We start from the raw sequence: 16,602 nt of genomic DNA on the forward strand, positions 1-16,602 counted from the left end.
GTCAGCCCTTCGCCGCCGGCGCTGCCGCTGCCGCTGCCGCCGTTTCCGAAATCTTCGCGCCGGGGCGCAGCTTGCCGGTGCCGTCGACGACGATGCGGTCGCCCGCGCGGATGCCCTTGAGGATTTCGGCCTGGCCGTCGGTGCGCGTGCCGATCTGCACGTCGACCTGTTCGACGCTGCCATCGGGCTTCACGCGATACACGAACGTGCGATCGCCGACCTGCACCACCGAGATCTCCGGCAGCAGCAGCGCGGTGCGTTGCGCGCGTTGCAATTCGATGTTCACCAGCATGCCAGGACGGAGCTTGCGTTCGTCGTTCGGGAAATCGGCGCGCACCGTGACCGAGCGCGTGGTCGGATCGACGCGCGCTTCCACCGTCGTGACCGTGCCGACCAGGCGCGCATCGGGATAGGCGGCCGTGCGGCCGAACACCTGCTGGCCGATGGCGAGTTGCGAGAGCGCGGCTTCGGGCACGGGGAAGTCGACGTACATGTGCGACAGATCGTCGAGCGTCGCGATCGCCGTACCCGGCGTGATCAACGCGCCCGGGCTCACCTGGCGAATGCCGAGCACGCCGCCGAACGGCGCGCGGATCGAACGATCGCCCAGCTGCGCGCGCATCTGGTTCACCTGCGCCTGCGCCTGGTCGCGCGTGGCGCGTTGCGTGTCGAGCTGCGAGGTGGCGATGAGCTGCTGCTGCGCGAGTTCCTGCTGGCGCGCATACAACTGTTGCGCTTCCTTCGCGGCCGCTTCGGCCGATGCGAGCGCGGCTTGCTGCTGCTGGCCGCTGAGCGTGACGAGCACCGCGCCCTTGCCCACTTCATCGCCGCTGTCGAAATGTACGGCCTGCACGATCTCGCTCACCTTGGCGGTGACGGTGATCGAATCGCGTGCGCGCGCCGTGCCGATGGCGACGATCGCATCGGCGAACGACTTGGGCTGCAACACGGTCGTGGTGACGATGACCGGCGCGTTGGCGCCGTCCTTGCCGCGATTGGAAGCGGCGGCTTCGTCCTTGCCGCAGCCCGACAGGGCGGCCGCGAGCAGGGCGATGAAACAGAGGGAACGAGGGGGATGCGTCATGCGCGGGATTCTAGGCCGTCCGGTGCGAGGGTTCGGTTACCGCGGGCACGAAAAGTGCGTACCTGCCCGCGAACCTGTCTGGAACGCCCCGGCAGCCCCCTCGGTTGACCCGCACGAACCCGAATGTTCCATGACCAATGACAGTGGCGCGCGGCATATTGGCGTCCTGCGCGGCTTCAGCTTCGCGTTCTCCTTTCCGTCCCCCACGTGAGTCCAGAACCAATGCGCTACGACAGCATCCTCGACACCATCGGCCGCACCCCGGTCGTCCGCCTCAACCACATCGCGCCGAAGAACGTCACGATGTACGCGAAGGTCGAGTCGTTCAATCCGGGCGGTTCGGTCAAGGATCGACTCGCGATCGCGATCATCCTCGATGCCGAAGCGAAGGGTTTGCTCAAGCCCGGCGACACGGTGGTCGAAGCGACATCGGGCAACACCGGCGTCGCGCTCGCGATGGTGTGCGCCGCGCGCGGTTACAAGTTCGTCGCGACGATGGCCGATTCGTTCTCCATCGAACGCCGCAAGTTGATGCGCGCGTACGGCGCGAAGGTGATCCTGACGCCTGCCGCCGAACGCGGCAGCGGCATGGTGCGTCGCGCCGAAGAACTCGCGAAGCAACACGGTTGGTTCCTCGCGCGCCAGTTCACCAATCCGGCGAATCCCGCGTATCACCGCCAGACGACGGCCGCGGAAATCCTGCGCGATTTCGCCGGCGATCGCCTCGATCATTTCGTCACCGGTTGGGGCACGGGCGGCACGCTCACGGGCGTTGGCGAAGTGCTGCGCGTGGCGCGGCCCGAAGTGAAGATCACCACGTGCGAACCGGCGGGCGCAGCGTTGTTGCAGGGCGCCGAATTCGTGCCGCACAAGATCCAGGGTTGGACACCCGACTTCGTGCCGGAAGTGCTCAATCGCGAGGTCGCCGGATCGTTGTTGAAGATCGACGAGATGCTCGCGCGCGATACGGCGCGCAGGCTTGCGCAGGAAGAAGGCTTGTTCGTCGGTCTCTCGGCCGGCGGCACGGTGGCCGGCGCGCTGGAAGTCGCGAAGTCCGCGAAGGACGGCGACGTGATCCTGGCCATGCTGCCCGATACGGGCGAACGCTACTTCTCGACGATCCTGTTCGAAGGCGTCAACGAAGGCTCGGATGACGAGTGGTTGGCGGGGCTTTAAGCGCGATTCGCGGAATCACTGCCGTCGCGTTGCTTGCGCCTCCACCAGACGGGCGGCGATTTGATGGCAGAGCGGTTGCGCTGAGGTCCCACCTTCTCTCCCGAAGGGAGAGAAGCACCGCTTCGCCGCTTCGCCCCTCAGATCGCCGCGAGGAACGTCGCCTGCCAGAGGCGACGAAGTCACGACGGTGCGCGCGCCGAGGTGGGCGACGTTCCGTCCGTCTGGTGTGCTGGCAGTCGGCGCGAACCAATCAGCGCGCATCGCAACCATTCATCAGGTGCTGTCGCGAGAACATCAGCCCTGATGCGCAGCGGTCGTCGCGTTGAAGGCCACATTGCGGAGCTTGAGCTCTTGCGGAGCAATGTGGCCTTCAATGCGGCGTGCCGATGCGCCGGTCTGGTGGAAGCGCAACACAAGCAACGGCGATGGTTCTGCGCAGTACACCTCAAGCCTTACCCCACCCAAAAAGAAGCCCGCCGTGTGGCGGGCTTCTTTTTGACCTCCCCTGGAGGGGAGGTGAATCAGGCGACGAACGTCCCGCCTTCGGAAGCATGCGGATCGACGCGCCCATGGCAGATCGCCATGACGCGGTTGCGCATGCGGCGCGGGTTGTCGAAGGACTGGATGGCCAGCGCGGCCATGCTCATCGCGACGGTGAGATTGGCCAGCGCGGTTTCCCCGTTGGCGGCGAGCATGCTCGGCGTCAGCGCGGCGGCGACGGTCAGCGCGACCGACACGAACACATACTTGCGGATCGCCGACCACGCGCTGTGATCGACCCCCTTCGCGTTGAAACCGCGGCGGTACGGCAGGCCCATGACCTTGGCGAGCGAATCGGCCAGCCGGATTTCGTGCAGCGTGCCGGCGGCCTTGATGATGAAACCGAGCAACGTGGCGCCCAGGCCCGCGAACGGCACCCACGACGGCAGCCCCATGCCCTTGGGCAAAGTGACGCACACGCAGGCGAACACGAACAGGACCAGGCCGAGCCGGTGGAAGCGAGCGGCGACATCGACCTTCGATTGCAGGCGGTCGACGTTGAGGAGCGTAAAGGGCGACTTCATGGAAAGACTGACGAGATGGACGCGCAAACGGTTGCAGGGGCGAGGGTCGCAGCGATTCCGGCGGCGGGCCGGGTGCCGCGTCACAGCTCGAAATATCCCCACGGGGCGCGCATTCCACCACGATTTCACGGCATCCTCATGAATGCGCTGGTAGCGGCCGTTCGGCCCGGGGAGGCCTCATGAAAATCGAAGTGGTCGAAGGCGACATCACCACCCTGCCCGTCGACGCCATCGTCAACGCGGCCAACCACGCGCTGCTCGGCGGCGGCGGGGTGGACGGCGCGATCCACCGCGCCGCGGGCCCGGGATTGCGCGAGGAATGCGAAGCGCTGCCGGCCTACATCGCGGGCGTGCGCTGCCCCACCGGCGAGGCGCGGATCACGCATGGGCACCTGCTGCCGGCGAAGTTCGTGATCCATACGGTCGGTCCGGTCTGGCGCGGCGGCCGTGGCGGAGAACCCGCGCAATTGGAAGCCTGCTACAACGCCTGCCTCGCGCTGGCGGCGGACTACGACATGGAAGCGATCGCGTTCCCGGCGATCAGCTGCGGCGTGTTCGGTTATCCGGTCGAACTCGCGGTGCCGCTCGCGGTGCGCACCGTGCGCACATGGAAAGGCGACAAGCCCGCGCGCGTGGTGTTCTCCTGTTTCGACCCCGGCATGGCCGCGCGCTACCGTGCGATGCTCGCGCTCGCATGAGCCCTTCGACGCGCTCGTTGTTGATCGCCAACGCCGCGACGCTCGTCGCGGCGCTCGTGTTCCAGTGGCCCGCGGGCTGGTTGTTGTGGCCGTATTGGATCCAGAGCGTGGTGATCGGCTGGTACGCGCGCAAGCGCATGCTCGGCCTGTATCGCTTCAGCACCGATGGCTTCACGTCGAACGACCAGCCGGTGCCGGAGAACGCGAAAGGCAAGCGCGAGACGGCGAACTTCTTCACCCTGCACTACGGGTTCTTCCACTTCGCGTACCTGATCTTCCTGGGCGCGGAGCATCCGCTGGTCGCAGGGTGGGATTTGCTTGCGCTCGGCGCGTGCGCGGCGTCGTTCGTGTTGTCGCAGCGGCAGACCTACGCGGTGCAGCACGATGCCGACCTGCGCGGCAGGCCGAATCTCGGCACGCTGATGTTCACCCCTTACCTGCGCGTGTTGCCGATGCACCTGTCGATCCTGATCGGCGCGGCGCTCGGGGGCGGGACGGGGTTGCTGGTGTTATTCACCGTGTTGAAGACGGCGAGCGATATCGGGATGGATGCGATTGATCGGCGGTTGGCGGAGAAGCACGCCGACAAGATCGAAGCGGCGGCTTCGCCGCCTTGACCCCACCCCAGCCCTCCCCTGCTCGCAGGGGAGGGAGCAGGGCAATTACGCGGCCTTCGACTTCCACTGGCCCAGCGCGGCCAGGCCGTTGTCGCGGGCGCGGGCGTAGACGGTTTCCTGCGCCTTGCGCACGTTGTTGACGATGTCCTGCGACCAGATCTTCAGCGCGGCCGACTGCATCGCGCGGCCGTAGGAGAACGACAGCGGCCACGGGTTCGGGCCCATGCGGTTCATCGCGTCGAGGTGCGCGGTGGCGGCTTCGTCGCTCTGGCCACCGGAGAGGAACACGATGCCCGGCAGGATCGCCGGCACGGCGGTCTTCAGGCACATCAGGGTGTTCTCGGCGACGTCTTCGACCGTCACGTCTTCACCGCTGTCCTTGCCCGGCACGATCATCGAGGCCTTGAGGATGGTGCCTTCGAGCATGACGTTCTGGTTGTACAGCGCGTCGAACAGCGAACGCAGCGTGACCTCGGTGACTTCGTAGCAGGTCTGGATGTCGTGGTCGCCGTCCATGAGGACTTCCGGTTCGACCATCGGCACGATGCCCTGCTCCTGGCACAGCGCGGCGTAACGCGCGAGCGCATGGGCGTTGGCTTCGATGCAGGTGCCCGACGGGATGTCGTCGCCGATGTTGATCACCGCGCGCCACTTGGCGAAGCGGGCGCCGAGCTTGTAGTACTCCTCCAGGCGCGCGCGCAGGCCGTCGAGGCCTTCGGTGACCACCTCCCCTTGGAAGCCGGCGAGCGGGAACGTGCCCTTGTCGACCTTGATGCCCGGGATGATCCCGTTGTCCATCATGACCTTGGTGAAGGGCACGCCGGCCTTCGTCGACTGGCGGAGGGTTTCGTCGTACAGGATCGCGCCGGAGATGTAGTCGCCGAGCTTCGGCGTCGTCAGCAGCATCTCGCGGTAGGCGCGACGGTTTTCCTCGGAGTTCTCGACGCCCACGCCCGCGAAACGCTTGGCGATGGTGGCGTTGGATTCGTCGATCGCGATGATGCCCTTGCCTGCGGCGACCATGGCCTGGGCGGTTTCGGCAAGCTGTTCGATGCTCATTGGCGTCCTGAGGGCGTTGGGGAAAGGCGGAATTATACCGCCCCTCCCCCGTGACGCCGGTGGGGATGCGCCGGTCAGCGGCCCTGGGCGGGGTTGTTCATCATCGAGCGGTTGCCGTCGAGGGCGCGCTTGTCGCGCTCCATTTCGCGGCGGACCAGATCCTTGCCGGCCTTGTTTTTCACGTCGTTGAGCGTGGCGGCGAGGTCCTCGATGCGGCAGTTGGCGGCGAGCTGGCTGCCGTCCATCTTGTCCTTGCCGCGGAAGGTCATCGTGGCCACGGTGATCGTGCGCTGCGGCTTTTCGACTTCCGCGCGCGGCGCGAAGGCCCACTGCGACAACGCACCGGCCGCCGCAGCGGAGAACGGGTCGAAGTAATCCTTCGGCAGGTCGACGCCGCTGGACCAGGACTTGAGCAGCGTGAAGTCGCCGGTCTTGCCGGTCGGGTCGATCGAATAGCCGATCGCGACGCACACGCTGTCGCCGCGTTCCTTCATGTTTTCGGGATAACCCGGTACGGGAAGCGACTTCATGCCTTCTGCGAGTTTCCATTCGCCACCGATGCTGCCTTCGTCGGCGATGCGGGGTTTCTTGTCTGCGGCCTGCGCACTCAATGCCAGGCAGCACAACGACAACGCGACGAGGGCACTGCGGGTGTTGCGGGACATGGGCGCTCCTTGAGGGCCTGGCGTGCAGGCGGGATGGGCGGGACGGGTGATCCTAGCGAAGAACAGGCGCGCGCGAATCTGCCTAGGGGTAGGTGCGCGTGCCCGCCACGTCGGTGCCGCGCGCGTCCACGGCGTTCAGGTCGAGGTCGTCGAGCACGTCGCCTGCCGCGGTGCGGCGATCGCGCGCGGCCTTGAGCTCACGCAGCCGCGCGATGAGATTCGGAACCGCGCATTTCGACCGGTGTTGCGCCGGCTGGCCACCGAAAACGAACGTCGCCACCGTGTACACGGGTTTGGCCTGCGCGATCTCCGGCCGCGGCTGGAAGCGCCATTGCTTCAGCGCATCGCCGGCCGATTCGGCGAACGCCTGCCAGTAGCCGGATTCGGGTTCGGTGTTGCCTGCGCTGGTCCAGCCTTTGAGCAGCGCGAAGTCCGACGTCGTGCCATCGGGCTTGAGCAGGTAGCCGACACCGATGCACACGGTGTCGTGCCGGCGCGCGAACTGCGGCGGGTATTGCGGCACTGCGAGCGGAACACCCGGCGCCAGCATCCAGCGATCGCGGATGCCGCCTTCGTTCACGACCGTGATCCCGTCCGCCGCGCTCGCAGAACCCGCGAGGGCCAGCGTCAACGGGGCCGACAACAACAGGACTGCCAACCTGACTGCGCGCATCGTCGAACTCCCTGCGGAGTCTTCGTGCGCCCGGAATAGCACCGGCCGTTGCGGCCGACAACAACCGCTTGTCGGGAAGCGGCGGGAGCCGCTTTGCTCAGAGGTCGCCGAGCCCTTCCGCGCGCCCTTCCGGGCCCACCTGCAGCAGGCGCAGCGTGTTCGTCGCGCCGTGGTGTTCCATGTGGTCGCCGCTGGTGAACATGACGCGGTCGCCGACGTCGAGGATCCCCTGCGAATGCAGCATCCGGATCGCTTCGCGTGCGGCGTCGCGCGAGGCCAGGCCCCTGCTGTCGAATTCGACCGGGAACACGTCGCGCATCATCGCCATCCGCCGGCGCGCGCCGATGTAGCGCGACAGGCCGTAGATCGGCACCGAGGAACGGAAGCGCGAAAGGAAGCGCGCGGTGCCGCCCGATTCGGTCATCGCGATGATGGCGCGCACGCCGATGTGCTCCGACAGGAACATCGACGCCATCGCGATGGCCTGGTCGACGCGTTCGAGGTTGCGCGGCGCCTTTTCGAAATCGGTGTCCATTTCGAACTGGCGCTCGGCGCCGAGACAAATGCGCACCATCGCTTCGACCGCCTTCAAGGGATATGCGCCGGCCGCGGTTTCCTGCGAGAGCATCACCGCGTCGGTGCCGTCGATGACGGCGTTGGCGACGTCGAGCACTTCGGCGCGCGTCGGGATCGGGCTGTCGACCATCGACTGCAACATCTGCGTCGCGGTGATCACGACCTTGTTGCGCAGCAGCGACTCGCGAATGATCTTCTTCTGCAGGCCCGGCAATTCGGCGTCGCCGATCTCCACGCCCAGGTCGCCGCGCGCGACCATCACCACGTCGCTCGCGTCGACGATCTCGGCGAGGTTGTCGATGGCTTCGGCGCGTTCGACTTTCGCGACCAGCGCGGCATCGCTGCCGTGCTTGCGCGCGATGGCGCGCGCTTCTTCCATGTCGCCGGCGTTGCGGCAGAACGAAACGGCGATGAAGTCCGCTTCGATCTGCGCGGCGACGCCGATGAGTTCGCGGTCGCGATCGGTCAAAGCGCCGAGCGACAAGCCACCGCCGAGACGGTTGAGCCCCTTTCGATCGGACAGCGCGCCATCGTTGAGGATCGTGGTGCGGATGCGATCGCCTTCGATGGATTCCACGCGCAGCTGCAGCAGGCCGTCGTCGAGCAGCAGCGTGTCGCCGGCGTGCACGTCGTGGACCAGGCCGAGATAGCTGATGCCGACTTCGCGCGCGGTGCCCGGCGGTGCGTCGGCGCGTGCGACCAGGTCGAACGGCTCGCCGGCCTTGAGCTGCACGCGGCCTTCGGCGAAGCGTTCGATGCGCAGCTTCGGGCCCGGCAGGTCGGCGAGGATGCCGACCTCGACGCCCAGGCGTTTGGCGGCTTCGCGCACGGCCTGCGCGCGGGCCATCTGGCTGGAGGGATCGCCATGCGAGAAGTTCAGGCGGACGACGTCGACGCCGGCCTTCAGCAGCGCGTCGAGGACGCCCGGCGGGTCGGTCGCGGGGCCGAGGGTGGCGAGGATGCGGGTGCGACGGCGTTGCGTCGGCGGGGTCGTCTGGGTCATTAAGCTGTTCTACCACAGCCTCGCGAACCGGCCATTTCGTTGCATACGTTTTCCATGCCCGGCTTCCCCGTCCTGAAGGGGCGACGCATCCGCCTGCGCGCGCCGGTGGCCGACGACGTCGCGCCCGTGTTCGCGCTGTTCTCCGATCCCGACACGATGCGCCACTGGCCGCGCGCGCCGATGCGACACACCGACGAAGCGGCCGCCTACATCGCCGAATGCGCGGGGCATTTCGAAGGCGGCCGGCGCATCGATTGGATCGTCGCCCTGCCCCATGCCGACACGGCCATCGGCACGTGCACGCTCTACGACATCGAAGCCGGGCGCGGCGCGAGCATCGGTTATGCGTTGTTGCCCGCGCATCGCGGGCGCGGGCTTGCGACGGACGCCGTGCTCACCGCGACGGCGTGGGCGTTCCGCACGCTGGCACTGGAGCGCGTCGAAGCCACGGTCGAACCCGACAACCTGGCCTCGCAACGGTTGCTGGCGCGCGCGGGATTCGCGCGCGCCGCGATCGACCGCTACTGCCTCGTCGGCGGGTCGCGGTAAGGCTTGCGCGCGGTGTACAGCGCCAGGCGTTCGGCGAAGGTCTTCGCGTCGGTGTCGTAGGACGTCAGGTCCTTCGCGTTGCGCTTGATCGCGCCGGCGCGGTTCTTCGCCACGCGCTGCAACGCGAGCGACTGCAGCGCCTTCGCCTTGTCGAACTCGTTGTTCGCGGCCTGGCAGGCGGCCGCGGTGTCGAGCTCGGCGGCATCCAGTTCGTCCGAATCGGTGCCGAGGACCACGAGCGCCTTCAGCCCCGCCGCGGGATCGCGTTCGGCATCGATCGGTGACGTGCAGCGCACCCATGCCAGATCGTTGGCCGAGTCGTCGTCGCCGTCGTCCACGCCCTTCTGCCAGACCTCGAAGGCGAGTTCGCGCGCGTCGGCCGTGCCCTTCGTGAAGTAGAGCCAGTGGCCGTAGGGCTGCGCGATTTCTTCGGGGTCCTTGGCGAGCGCGCGTTCGGCCCACTTGGTGCCCGCGCGTTCGTCGACCGATCCGAACTCACCGGTCAGCAAGCCGATCGCCAGGCGCGCCTGCGCCGGAGCTTCGCCCTTGTCGGCGCCATCTTCGAGCAACTTGCGTGCAGCGGCGACATCCTTCGGGACGCCGCGGCCGGCCAGGCGCATGTTCGCGAGCGACACGCGGGCATCCTTGTTGCCGTCCTGCATCAGCAGCCCGTACCACTCCGCCGCCTGCGCGGGCGTGCCATGCACGCCGGGGCGTTCGAATTCGTAGAAGCCCGCGAGCAACTCGAGCGAATCCACGTCGCCCTCTCCGGCCGCGCCGAGCAACCAACCTTCCGCCGCCGCGTAGTCGTTCTCGTCGAGCGCGCGATACGCCATGTATCGTGCACTGCGCGCATGACCGGCGAAGGCGGCTTCCACGATCATGCGCTGGCCGCCCACCTTGTCCTTCGGCACGCCGTCGCCGGTCCACAGGTCGTAGCCGACTTCCCACTGCGACTGCGGATCGCCCGCTTCGGCCGCCTTGCGACGCCACACCTTCGACGCGTCTTTCTGTCCACGCAGCCCTTCGCTGATCGCGAGGATGCGGAAGCCTTCGCCCATGCCGTTCTGATCGGGCCGCGACAACATGTCGACCAAGGGCTGCGGCGCGGGCTTGAGCAGTTGCATCGGATCGCGCGCGAAGTGATCGCGGAACAACGACATCGCGGCATTGGGATTGCCGGCGGCCTTCGCCGCTTCCACGCCGGCGCGGATGTCGGCGGGCAGCGACTTGCCGTCCTTCACCACGAACCACAGGTCCGCGTAATCGACGTACGCGAAGTGACGCTCCGAACGCGCGTCGGCCGCGGCGAGCAATTGCTTCGCGGACGCCTCGTCGCGCTTCACGCCCATGCCGTTGGCGTAGACGAACGCCAGCATCGTCATCGGCGTCACGAACTCTTTTTCGGCATAGGGCAGCAACGCGTCGGCCAGGCCATCGGCGCATTGCTTCGGCGCGCGATCGTCGGCGCACGCGATCAACCACGTTTTCAACGACTGGATGCCGCCCGCGGTGGCCGCGGCACGCACGCGGGCCAGCTTGTTTTCGGGCGTGTCCGGGCCCTTCGCGCCGCGCAGCGCTGCGAGGTCGACGATAGCCGCATCGGCGCCGGGATCGTCCACCAGACCGTCGACGAGCGCGGTCACGGTGGCGGGGTATTGCATCTCGGGATCGCGCATCAGCCGGCGCGCGACGTCGACGAAATCGAACCGCAGGATCCGTTCGACCTTGCGTTGCGGATCCCAGGCCGCGACGACATATGGCAGATAACGTTCCGGCGCGGCCGAGCTGAAGTACGCGTAGCGATATTCCAGGCCCGCGACATCGAGCAGCGCGAGCGCGTCATCGTTGCGCACGACCGGGATCGGCCGCGCGTGTTCGCTTTCGCTCGCGGTGGCGAGCGCATGTTTGGCGAGTGCGGCGATCGCGCTCAGTTCGCGCTCGGCCGCTGCGTCGTCGTGCCGCGCTTCGGCGCACAACATCGCGACGCGGTGGAAGTACAGGCTGACCGGCGCGGCTTCCAGCGCCGTGCGCAGGACCGACGCGTTGGCCGTGCACGCATCGGCGTCGGCGGTGCCGTCCTGCTTGATCAGGGGATTGACGGCCTCGAACGCGGGATAGACGTTCTTAAAGTCGCCGTGCGCGAGGAACCACGTCCACGCACCCGCGGGGTCGGTCACGACGTCGGGTGCGGCCGCGAGTTTCGGTTCGGCGGCGTGCGCGAGCGTGGCGCAGGCGAGCGCGATGCCCGCGACGAGGCGACGCAGCGTGGTGATTCGGGTGTTCGTCACTCTGATTTCCCTCCATCCATGACGTTGCGCAACAGGCTCTTCAGCCGTTCGTCGCGTTCCTTCGCCTCCACGCGCGAGGGCGGTGCCTGGAAGCGCATGCGCGTTCCGAGGTCTTCGCGCAGCTTGCGCAGTTGCGCCAGGTGTTCGGTCGCGCCGGCCGCGGTGGTTTCGCGCGACTTGATGCGAAGGTCGTAGACGATCGCGACGTTGTCGTCGGTGACGTCGATGTCGCGCGCGAAGTCGAACGTCGATGCGACGACGTTCTGCTTGTCCTTGCTCTGCAGGACGCGCCAACCCTTCGGCAGGGCGATGCGGAACTCGTGGCGGTATTCGGCGGGCGTGCCGACGGCGAGCGGACCGCTGCGCGCCATCGACGGCGGCAGGCGCGTGATGCCGTCGAGCGAGGAACCGTACAGATCCAGCGCACGCGCCCCGCTGTCGGCAATGAACGGCGACTTGAGCGTGTACGACTCGGTGACGACCAGTGCGTTGCGTACGCGATCGTCGCGAACGCTCGGCGGGGACACGACATCGACGTCGCCATAGCGCGCGCGCAACTCATCGGCCGATTGGCGCGAGATGTCTTCCACGCGCATCGCGGCGATGCCGTTGCGCGCGATGTCGGCGGCGGGACCTTCGTACGTCGTCTCGATTTCGAGCTTGGCGCCGCTGTCCGACGGCGTCCACCGTTCGACGGACGCGATGCGCATCTTCGCCGTGCGCGGCGCCGCGATGGCTTCGGGCGCACGCACGCCGGGCGCGACGGGCAACGCCATGCCGAGATCGGCGAGGTCGAAGTCGCGCGGGTCGCCGCCCTGTTGGCGCAGGGTCGGGTCGACGTAGACGATGCCGTCGGGCATCGACGCGCGCACGATCACGTGGTTGAACACCGCGCCGGTCGGCACGAAGTCCATCGAGCGCTTGCCGCGTTCGGTGCTGACCAGCGCCGGCACCGCGTCGATCTTCAACTTGCGCAGGATCGTCGAGAGCAGGTAGGCCTTGTCCTTGCAGTCGCCGAAGCGGCGCGTCCAGGTTTCAGACGGCTGCGTCGGACGATGGGAGTTGCTCCCCATTTCGATGCCGAAGTAACGCACTTCGTCCTGCACGGCACGCAGCGCGGCCTGCAGGCGCGCGCCGGGATCGGGCAACGCGCTCCACTGTGCGATGCGCGCTTCCAGGTCGGGCGGCAGCGTGTCGACTTGCGGGAACAGCGTGACCGCCCACGTCGCGACGTCGCCCCAGGTGCGCGCCTGCGCGATCTGCAGCGTCATGAACGGCTGGTACCACGTCGGGTAGTTTTGTTCGTCGACGATCAGCGGCGCGGCGTGGCGCGCGACCTGCACTTCGATGCCATCGGGCATGCGACGCACGGTCGGGGCCGGCGCGCCGTTTTCCAGATGCCATTTCGGATCGGCGTTCGGCGGAAGAAGCACGCGCAAGCGTGCGTCGAGCATCGGCGTCGGGCCGCCGATCATGCCGTAGTCGAGCGTCTGGCCCGCGAGGATCGGGTTGCTGCCGTAGATCGTGTAGCTCGTGCGTACGACATCGCCGATGCGCACGTCGTCGAGGACGAGCAGCGCGGTGACCTGGCCGTCGGCGAGGTCGTTCTCGAATCCCGTTTCGCGGCGCGCGAGCGAGATCTTGTCGGGCACCAGGCGGTCGGTCCAACCACCATCGCGCCGCACCTGCACGCGATGCAGGACGAGCCGCTGGTATTCGGGATTGAACTCGATCTGGTAGCGGGCGGCCTGCGCGAGCACGGGCGCACCGCGCGCTTCGACCGCGATGTCGAAGTACTGCGCGTCCTGCTTGACCGAACGACGGTCGATCTGGCGGTCGATCAGCCAGTTCCGCCACACCTTTTCGTCGGTGCCCGGCGCGGCCGGATCCCATTGCGCGGGAATCTCCTGCGCCTGCACGAACGTCGGTGCGGGACCGACGAAGAACGTGAAGTCACCGCGCTTGTGTTCCGTCTCCGCCGACCGGCACACCCCCGACATCATCAACGCCACGCACACCACGACGCCCACGCAAAAGCGCTTCATGCCGATCCTTCCCCCGAAGTCCCCGGGGTCAGGCTACACCAACAAACGTTGTTGTCAGCCGCGCGCCTGCAAAGCCGCTACCGCCGGTAACGTCTTGCCTTCCAGGAACTCCAGGAACGCGCCGCCGCCGGTGGAGATGTAACCGACCTGGGCGGCGATGCCGTACTTGTCGACGGCCGCCAGCGTGTCGCCGCCGCCGGCGATGGAGAACGCCTCGGACTTCGCGATCGCGCGTGCGAGGGCTTCGGTGCCCTTGCCGAAGGCATCGAACTCGAACACGCCGACCGGGCCGTTCCACACGACCGTGCCGGCTTTCATGATCAGCTCGGCGTAGCGCTTGGCGGTGTCCGGCCCGATGTCGAGGATCATTTCGTCGGCGCCGACCTGGTCGACGGCCTTGACCGTCGCCGGTGCATCGGCCGCGAACGCCGGCGCGACGACGACGTCGCTCGGCAGCGGGATGTCGGCGCCGCGCGCCTTCGCATCGGCCATGATCTTGCGGGCGGTGTCGATGAGGTCGGGTTCGAAGAGCGACTTGCCGACGCCATGGCCCATCGCGGCGATGAAGGTGTTGGCGATGCCGCCGCCGACGATCAGCTGGTCGACCTTGCCCACCAGCGAGCCGAGCAGTTCGAGCTTCGTCGAGACCTTGCTGCCGGCGACGATCGCGAGCAGCGGGCGCTTGGGCGCTTCGAGCGCCTTCGCGAGCGCGTCGAGTTCGGCCATCAGCAGCGGGCCACCGGCCGCGACCTTCGCGAACTTGATCACGCCATGCGTGGAGGCCTGCGCGCGGTGCGCGGTGCCGAAGGCATCCATGACGAACACGTCGCACAGGTCCGCGTACTTCTTCGCGAGCGTCGGGTCGTCCTTGCCTTCGCCCACGTTCATGCGGCAGTTCTCGAGCAGCACGATCTCGCCGGGCTTCACGTCGAAATCCGCGGACAGCCAATCGCGCACGAGCCGCACTTCGCGGCCGAGGCGTTCGGACAGGCGCTGCGCCACGGGCTGGAGGGAGTCTTCGCCGGTGAAATGCCCTTCCGTCGGGCGGCCCAGGTGCGACATGACCATGACGGCGGCGCCCTGGTCGAGCGCGGCGACGAGGGTCGGAATGGCGGCGGAAATGCGTTGTTCGGAGGCGACCTTGCCGTCCTTGATCGGCACGTTCAGGTCTTCGCGGATCAGGACGCGCTTGCCGCGCAGGTCGAGGTCGGACATCCGGACGATGGGCATGGCGGCGCCTGAAGCATTTCGGGGGCGCACATTGTAGCTAAAGCGATACGCGATTCCGGCCGGCGTGCTTGGCGCGATACAGGGCCGCATCGGCGCGCGCCAGCATCACTTCCGGATCGTCGCCGTCTTCGGGCAGGTTGGTCGCCACGCCGATGCTGACCGTCAGCATGCCGATCGGCGATCCGGCGTGCGCGATGTCGGCATGCAACACGCTCGCGCAGATGCGCTCGCCGACCCGCACCGCCTGTTCCAGCGTGGTGTCGGGCAGGAAGACGATGAACTCTTCGCCGCCCGGACGCACGATGACGTCTTCACGGTGATAGAGCGCGCTTCGCACGGCGCCGGCGAAACGCTTCAGCGCGTTGTCGCCGCGCGGATGGCCGTAGCGATCGTTGTAAGCCTTGAAGTGATCGATATCGAGCGCGAGCGCCGACAACATGCCGCCCTTGCCGTGCGTGTCGCGCCACAACTGGTTGGCGACTTCGCGGAAGCCGCGATAGTTGAGGCAGCCGGTGAGCGCGTCGGTGCGGCTGAGGCGGTCGAGTTCGGCGACGACGTTGCGCAGCTCGGCGGTGCGCTGCGCGATTTCGCGCTCGCGTGCGTCGACCACTTGCTCGAGCGAGGAACGCAGGCGGCGTTGTTCTTCCAGGCTGCGGCTGGTCGCGCGATACGCATCGGCCATGCGATCGCTGAGCTGGTTCATCGCGTCGGCGAGCGGCGCGAGTTCCTGCGGCATCGATTCGGCGGAGATCGGCGAGGACGCATGTTCGAGTGCGAAGCGCTGCATCTGCACGAGCAGCCTGTGCACGCTCGTCGAGAGCCGGCGCATCTGCCACCACGCGATCCCGAGCACGCCCGCGGCGACGGCGATCAGCAGGCCGAGCATCGTGGCGATCGTGCGGAACAGTTCGGCATCCAGCGTCGACTTCGGCATCAGCACGAGCAGGCGCCAACCGGACTGCAGCGGCATGGCGATCGCGTACGCGTCTTCGTCGCCGTGCAACACGCCGTCGACGCGCTGCCAGCCGGTATCGGAGTCGCCGGGCGCCAACGCACGCAAGGCTTGTCCGCCGGGCGTGGCGTCGAGCTTGTCCATCGTGGCGAGCGGCAGGCCGCTGCTGGCGTACGCGACCTGCCCCAGGCGATCGACGAGCACCGCTTCGTAGCCATGCATGCGCAGCCACGCGATGCGCTGGCCGGAGTTCTCCACGCGCATCGCCGCTTCGACGATGCCCGCGAAGCGCCCGTTCGCATGCAGGGGCGCGGCGACGCACGCGAGGGGGGGCGTGTTGGGCGAGGTGCGATAGACGTCGGAAACGGTCGGCGCGTCCTGGCTTTGCGCGGTGGTGAAGCACGGGCCCGGTTCGGACCCTGCGCGCTCCACCGGATCGGCGGCGATCACGCGCCCCTGCGCGTCGAGCACGCGCATCGCGGAGAACGCGGGGTAGTGGTCGCGCAGGCGGCGGAGATCGTCGGTCCAGCGTGCGCGATCGCCGAGCGTGGTTTCGTTGCTGCGGCGTGCGGCGAGCACCGAGGCGACGGCGCCGTGCATGCGGAGGAAATCGTCGAAGTCGCGCGCGGTGATCTCCGCGGCCGAGTGCAGTTGCGTGGCGGCCGCGGCGCGCTGCGAAGCGGACTGGCTCCAGGCCAGCAATGCGCACAGGATCAGGGCGGGAAGCACCACCGCGACGACCAGCAGGCGCGCAAAGTCCTTCCGCAGCGCCCAGTCGGGGCCTGCCGACCGGATTTCGATGGGAAGCACCGCCGCCATAGCCCTGCACGCTACCGGGGCCGCGCGGGGTCGGCAACGGGGAAACCCCTATCGCAGTCGGCACTACGTCTCAGAAATACGCGACCCCGCAAAAGCGGGGT

The 16,602-nt window shown here is 67.7% G+C and carries 14 protein-coding genes; 4 read left to right on the forward strand and 10 right to left on the reverse strand.

All coding sequences use genetic code 11. The annotated features are described in order from the left end of the window. Window position 1 precedes the first annotated feature (1 nt). The gene (locus tag GN331_RS00220) at window positions 2-1,084 is read right to left on the reverse strand and encodes an efflux RND transporter periplasmic adaptor subunit (protein WP_156639403.1); all 1,083 of its coding nucleotides are present in this window, start codon (window positions 1,082-1,084) and stop codon (window positions 2-4) included. A gap of 222 nt (window positions 1,085-1,306) precedes the next feature. On the opposite strand from GN331_RS00220, the gene cysK reads away from it, so the two are divergent. Further along, the gene (gene cysK / locus GN331_RS00225; protein ID WP_156639404.1) at window positions 1,307-2,260 is read left to right on the forward strand and encodes a cysteine synthase A; all 954 of its coding nucleotides are present in this window, start codon (window positions 1,307-1,309) and stop codon (window positions 2,258-2,260) included. Window positions 2,261-2,781: 521 nt separating this feature from the next. Here cysK and GN331_RS00230 read toward each other — a convergent pair. After that, on the reverse strand, window positions 2,782-3,324 hold the full coding sequence (locus GN331_RS00230; RefSeq protein WP_156639405.1) for a hypothetical protein: 543 nt from the start codon (window positions 3,322-3,324) through the stop codon (window positions 2,782-2,784). A gap of 179 nt (window positions 3,325-3,503) precedes the next feature. Between GN331_RS00230 and GN331_RS00235 the strand changes: the two genes are divergently transcribed. Continuing rightward, window positions 3,504-4,022: an O-acetyl-ADP-ribose deacetylase gene (locus tag GN331_RS00235; RefSeq protein WP_156639406.1), complete on the forward strand. Its 519-nt coding sequence runs from the start codon at window positions 3,504-3,506 to the stop codon at window positions 4,020-4,022. Beyond that, the gene (locus tag GN331_RS00240) at window positions 4,019-4,639 is read left to right on the forward strand and encodes a DUF6498-containing protein (protein WP_156639407.1); all 621 of its coding nucleotides are present in this window, start codon (window positions 4,019-4,021) and stop codon (window positions 4,637-4,639) included. The genes GN331_RS00235 and GN331_RS00240 overlap by 4 nt, the downstream gene beginning before the upstream one ends. A 45-nt stretch (window positions 4,640-4,684) precedes the next feature. Here the strand turns inward: GN331_RS00240 and GN331_RS00245 are convergent, their stop codons facing one another. The 4 genes from GN331_RS00245 to pyk form a co-directional block, all read right to left on the reverse strand. Further along, entirely contained in the window at window positions 4,685-5,698 is a 1,014-nt protein-coding gene (locus GN331_RS00245; RefSeq protein WP_156639408.1) for a class I fructose-bisphosphate aldolase, read from the reverse strand. A 74-nt stretch (window positions 5,699-5,772) separates the two neighbouring features. Then, a complete protein-coding gene (locus GN331_RS00250) occupies window positions 5,773-6,363 on the reverse strand; it encodes an energy transducer TonB (RefSeq protein WP_156639409.1) in 591 nt (196 codons plus the stop codon). Between the two features lie 82 nt (window positions 6,364-6,445). After that, window positions 6,446-7,036 carry an energy transducer TonB gene (locus GN331_RS00255; RefSeq protein WP_156639410.1) on the reverse strand — a complete coding sequence of 197 codons (591 nt, stop codon included), beginning with the start codon at window positions 7,034-7,036 and terminating at the stop codon, window positions 6,446-6,448. 97 nt (window positions 7,037-7,133) lie between these two features. After that, window positions 7,134-8,615, reverse strand: coding sequence for a pyruvate kinase (gene pyk, locus GN331_RS00260; protein WP_156639411.1), 1,482 nt, complete (start codon window positions 8,613-8,615; stop codon window positions 7,134-7,136). A 54-nt stretch (window positions 8,616-8,669) separates the two neighbouring features. On the opposite strand from pyk, the gene GN331_RS00265 reads away from it, so the two are divergent. Then, on the forward strand, window positions 8,670-9,164 hold the full coding sequence (locus tag GN331_RS00265) for a GNAT family N-acetyltransferase (RefSeq protein ID WP_156639412.1): 495 nt from the start codon (window positions 8,670-8,672) through the stop codon (window positions 9,162-9,164). Here GN331_RS00265 and GN331_RS00270 read toward each other — a convergent pair. From GN331_RS00270 to GN331_RS00285, 4 genes are read right to left on the reverse strand one after another with little or no spacing between them, the layout of a single operon-like run. Beyond that, on the reverse strand, window positions 9,137-11,455 hold the full coding sequence (locus GN331_RS00270) for a tetratricopeptide repeat protein (protein ID WP_156639413.1): 2,319 nt from the start codon (window positions 11,453-11,455) through the stop codon (window positions 9,137-9,139). The genes GN331_RS00265 and GN331_RS00270 overlap by 28 nt on opposite strands. After that, window positions 11,452-13,500 (reverse strand): DUF3857 domain-containing transglutaminase family protein, encoded by a 2,049-nt coding sequence (locus tag GN331_RS00275; RefSeq protein WP_156639414.1) that lies wholly within the window; start codon window positions 13,498-13,500, stop codon window positions 11,452-11,454. The genes GN331_RS00270 and GN331_RS00275 overlap by 4 nt, the downstream gene beginning before the upstream one ends. A gap of 54 nt (window positions 13,501-13,554) precedes the next feature. Continuing rightward, a complete protein-coding gene (locus GN331_RS00280) occupies window positions 13,555-14,730 on the reverse strand; it encodes a phosphoglycerate kinase (RefSeq protein ID WP_156639415.1) in 1,176 nt (391 codons plus the stop codon). Window positions 14,731-14,767: 37 nt separating this feature from the next. Then, on the reverse strand, window positions 14,768-16,501 hold the full coding sequence (locus GN331_RS00285; protein WP_156639416.1) for a sensor domain-containing diguanylate cyclase: 1,734 nt from the start codon (window positions 16,499-16,501) through the stop codon (window positions 14,768-14,770). Between the last annotated feature and the right edge of the window lie 101 nt (window positions 16,502-16,602).

Origin of the sequence: Noviluteimonas gilva (assembly GCF_009740395.1) — a bacterium.
GTDB classification, from domain to species: Bacteria; Pseudomonadota; Gammaproteobacteria; order Xanthomonadales; family Xanthomonadaceae; genus Noviluteimonas; species Noviluteimonas gilva.